A 3,912-nucleotide genomic window follows, 5' to 3' on the forward strand; every position below is an offset into this window, starting at 1 on the left:
CGTCGGCCCAGTTGCGCCACGGATGATTGTCGAGCGCGTTCTCCCGCAGCGGCGCCAGCTCGCCGAGCAGTTCGCGCCGCCGGGCCGCGGTGAAGCTCGAGGCGACGCCGACATGGTTCAGGTTGCCCTTGTCGTCGAACAGGCCGAGCAGCAGCGAGCCGACCCCTTCGCCATCCTTGTGCAGCCGGTACCCGGCGACAACGCAGTCGGCGGTGCGTTCGTGCTTGATCTTGAGCATCACCCGCTTGTCCTGCAGGTAGGGGAGATCGTCGGCCTTGGCCATCACCCCGTCGAAGCCCGCGCCCTCGAACCGGGTGAACCAGTCCTGGGCGACATCGGGATCGTGGGTGATCGGCGTCAGGTGGATCCGCCCCGGCGCGGCGTCGAGCAGGGACTCGAGTTCGCGCCTGCGCTCGGTGAACGGTTCCTTCGTCAGGTCGCGGTCACCCAGGGCGAGCAGATCGAATGCCACGAAGCTGGCCGGTGTCTCCACGGCGAGCTTGTTCACCCGCGACGCCGCCGGATGCAGCCGCTGCTGCAGAGTGTCGAAATCCAGGCCCTGATCGGTGACGACCACGATCTCCCCGTCGACGACACAGCGCTGCGGCAGTGCGGCTTTCAGCAGCTCGGCCAGTTCGGGGAAGTACCGGGTGAGCGGGCGGTCGTTGCGGGAACCCAGTTCGATCTCGTCGCCGTCGCGGAACACGATGCAGCGGAATCCGTCCCACTTCGGTTCGTAGGCGAGCCCGGGTTCGCGGGGCAGCGACGGCGTCGACTTGGCCAGCATCGGGCGCACGGGCGGCATCACCGGTAGATCCATCCGATCCTCCTCGCGGGTGGGTTCACCCGTGTCGACGACGCGAGCGCACCCGATTCATCGGTGCGAGTTCGATCGTAGGGCGGCCCACCGACAGCGCGCGGATATCGAGCGCGGCGGTGTCGCGCTCAGCTGTCGAGCCAGCCGTGCTCGTCGGCGAAGAGGGTGAAGCGGTCGCGGATGGTGATGATCTCGGCCGCCGTCAGGGCGGGCGAGGCTTCCAGCAGCAGTTCGGTGATCTGCCTGCGCAGCTCGTCGGCGCCGAGCCGATCGCCGGCGGTGCGGTCCTTGCGCGATTTCGGCGGCGGCGCGGCGTGGCCCACCGCGGTCAGGTTGATCGCCTTGGGGCCGCGATCGCCCTCGGTGACGTCGAATTCGAACAGTCTGCCCTGGCGCAGCTCGTCCTCGTCGAGCCCGATGTCGTTGACGTGGACGAACACATCGGGCCCGCCGTCGTCGGGCCGGATGAACCCGAAACCCCGTGACCCGTCGAACGACACCAATTTCCCGATGGACACCAACCAGCTCCTCGCTCCGCTTCCCATCGTCACTCTAACGCGGCTTTTGGGCGTTTTTCCCGGAAAGTGGGCAGACCGCGACATCTCCGACGCCGGCCCGCGGCCGCACCGACCGGGCATGGTCACAATCCGGCAACTGTTCGTTCACATCGCCTCGTTAGCGTTCCGAATCTGTTCGGTACAGGAGTGGAGGTTGTGACGAGTGTTCGACCCCGGGTCGGGGATGAGGTCGGGGGGAAACGATGCCGGTCGCGGCGTCCTGACAGCACCGTCGCGTGCGGCGTCCGAGCCGGTGTGTTTCCGGCCGCCGGCACCGCCGGTGGCCGTGCTGGCGCCGCGACCACGCCCGGCGCACGTGCCGCTGGCGCCCGCCCAGGAACGGATGTGGCATGCCGCCCGGCTCGGCCGGTCCGCGGACTGGAACGTCGCCCGCGCCATGCGGCTGCGCGGCACTGTCATCGACGTGACCGCGCTGCGGTCCGCGCTCGACTGCCTGGTCGCCAGGCACGAACCGCTGCGGACCACCTACCCGGCGACCGACCGTGGCCCGGCCCAGCAGGTCGTGGGGGGGGGGCGCGGGGGGGGCGCGGGGAGGGTTGCGGTAGGCGAAATCGCCGGTGGCGGAATCGAAGATCATCGCGTCGGGCGTGCCCGCGGTGGCTTGCGGATAGGTGCGGACCAGTTCGCGGCCGAGGTCGCCGCGGAAGGGGTCACCGTTGTTGCCGCGGTAGTGCCAGTAGTGCCAGCCGATGAAGCGTTCGTCGGCGCGAGTGGTGGTGTTGCGCAACACCGTCGGATCTCCGTCGCCGAATTCGGTGACCATGGTGGGGATGTCGGTGCGGTCGGTGAACGAGTCGATGTTGGACCAGGTCTTATCCTGCTGCACCGGGCACACCGCGCGCAGTTCCTCGGGCAGGTCGAGGTAGATGGCGAGCTGGCTGGGGATGCAGTAGTCGTGCGGGGAGAACACGATGTCGGTGCTGGTGATCGGCGGATTCTTGCCGAGATGGCTCGGCATCGTCTCGTTCCAGGTGACATTGGGCTCCCAGAACACCGGCACGGCGGCATTGCGGGCCCGCACGGCGTCGGTCAATCGTTGCAGTGCGCGTTGATATTTCGCGTCGAACTCCGGGCAGCCGTTCGGAAAGCAGCTGAGAAATGGTGAGCCGGGCCATGGTTCGTTGAGCAGCTCGATGCCGAGCACACTCGCGCGGCCATTCATCCGCTCGGCGAGCGCGCCCAGCGCGACCCCGAGATGGTCGAGGACACCGTGGGTGTTGTTCCAGACCTCGTCCCATCCGGCATTCATGCTCGGCATCAGGTAATACAGCGGGAAGCCGGGATTCGGCTCGCCGTCGCCCGGCCTGGCCCGGATGGCCCACTCGGGAAATCCGTTGCCGCCCCAGATCTCCGACAGCCCGTCCTGATGATTGTCGAGCAGTGTGTAGATCCCGTGCGCGGCAAGGGTATCCACCACCGTCTCCACGCGATCGAGGTAGGCCGTGTCGACCACGCCCTCGGTCGGCATCAACCCGTCGAAGGACACCCCGAGCCGCACCGTGTTGAACCCGTGCCGGGCGAGCAGCGCCGCCGCGTCGTCGCTCAGCACGAACCCGTCGCCGGGCTGCAGATACGGCGCGTCCTTGTCGACGGTGTTCACTCCGTGCAGCAGCACGGTCCGCCCGAACCCGTCGACCAGCGCCGCCCCCTGCGCCCGCAACGGCGTCATCCCCGGCTCCGCGCCGACGGGCCCGGACCCGCTGCCGCCGCTCGCGATCATGCCCACCACCAGCACGGACGTCGCCGCCCACCGCCGCCACCTCGGCGATCGCCTCGATCGGATGCCTGCTCTCGCCATTGGTGTCCCTCGATCCACTGGTGGACATGTGTCCAATTGAACGCACGTCCAAGTGCTTGGCGTGAGACCATAGCGGTCGAATCCCGGTGTGGTCAAGGACACATGGGGAGTGGAACTGCTACGGCCGGAGTGGATGACGAGATTCGGTGGCGGTCGGCCTCAGGCAAAGGACAGCGCTATGGCCACGGCATCCAGTGGTGTCGCCGACCAGTGCAATATCAAGCGCCACAGCGAAGGGTAGCTGCCGTCGGGGTAACGCAGGCGCAAGCCGAAGAAGGCTTTGCCGAGGGTGGTGCGGGTGGCACGCTGGATCAGCGTGCGATGCACGAATGAGGCGGCTACCCAGGCGCAGATTCCGAGGGGGACGGCCACCGCGTTGCCGTTCGCCCAGAGTACCCACCAGACGGCGACGGCGATGCCGATGTGCGACGCCGCGTCGATCAGGAATGCCCGGATCGCGCCGGTCTCGCTGCCGTCCGCCCGGGAGGCGGACACCAACCATAGACAAACTACCGGTTGTGCGTCCGTTTCGACAGCAGGCCCGAGACGTAATGTCCCGTCCGGTCGCTGCTCGTATCTCTTCGCCAGCGCCGCGGCCTCGCGCTGATCGGCCCCCGAATCGCTCATGCATATCAGCGTAGCGATCGGGCGTGGCATACGTCGGCAGCACCGAAACCGAAGTCCAGGAACGCCTCTCGGGCATCATCGACCCCGCATAC

General features: G+C 67.8%; 3 protein-coding genes and 2 pseudogenes. 1 reads left to right on the top strand and 4 read right to left on the bottom strand.

Annotation, left to right across the window (positions count from 1 at the left end; all coding sequences use genetic code 11):
* Positions 1–820, bottom strand: an 820-nt coding sequence (locus tag ACFWPJ_RS26900) for an ATP-dependent DNA ligase (RefSeq protein WP_378855394.1), incomplete at its 3' end; no start/stop codon positions are given.
* 125 nt (positions 821–945) lie between these two features.
* Positions 946–1,362 (bottom strand): cold shock domain-containing protein, encoded by a 417-nt coding sequence (locus ACFWPJ_RS26905; RefSeq protein ID WP_378855396.1) that lies wholly within the window; start codon positions 1,360–1,362, stop codon positions 946–948.
* Positions 1,363–1,717: 355 nt separating this feature from the next.
* On the opposite strand from ACFWPJ_RS26905, the pseudogene ACFWPJ_RS26910 reads away from it, so the two are divergent.
* A pseudogene (locus tag ACFWPJ_RS26910) lies at positions 1,718–1,837 on the top strand (hypothetical protein); the annotation flags it as partial.
* A gap of 234 nt (positions 1,838–2,071) precedes the next feature.
* Here ACFWPJ_RS26910 and ACFWPJ_RS26915 read toward each other — a convergent pair.
* Positions 2,072–3,193, bottom strand: a pseudogene (locus ACFWPJ_RS26915) (glycoside hydrolase family 5 protein); the annotation flags it as partial.
* A gap of 159 nt (positions 3,194–3,352) precedes the next feature.
* Positions 3,353–3,820: an RDD family protein gene (locus tag ACFWPJ_RS26920; RefSeq protein ID WP_378855398.1), complete on the bottom strand. Its 468-nt coding sequence runs from the start codon at positions 3,818–3,820 to the stop codon at positions 3,353–3,355.
* Positions 3,821–3,912 lie beyond the last annotated feature (92 nt).

The organism is Nocardia sp. NPDC058497 (assembly GCF_042720195.1).
Classification (GTDB): Bacteria; Actinomycetota; Actinomycetes; order Mycobacteriales; family Mycobacteriaceae; genus Nocardia.

Bases quoted from the DNA above. Each gene is read 5' to 3' on its own strand.
- ACFWPJ_RS26905 (WP_378855396.1), bottom strand. From the start codon at position 1,362: ATGGGAAGCGGAGCGAGGAGCTGGTTGGTGTCCATCGGGAAATTGGTG.
- ACFWPJ_RS26920 (WP_378855398.1), bottom strand. From the start codon at position 3,820: ATGAGCGATTCGGGGGCCGATCAGCGCGAGGCCGCGGCGCTGGCGAAG.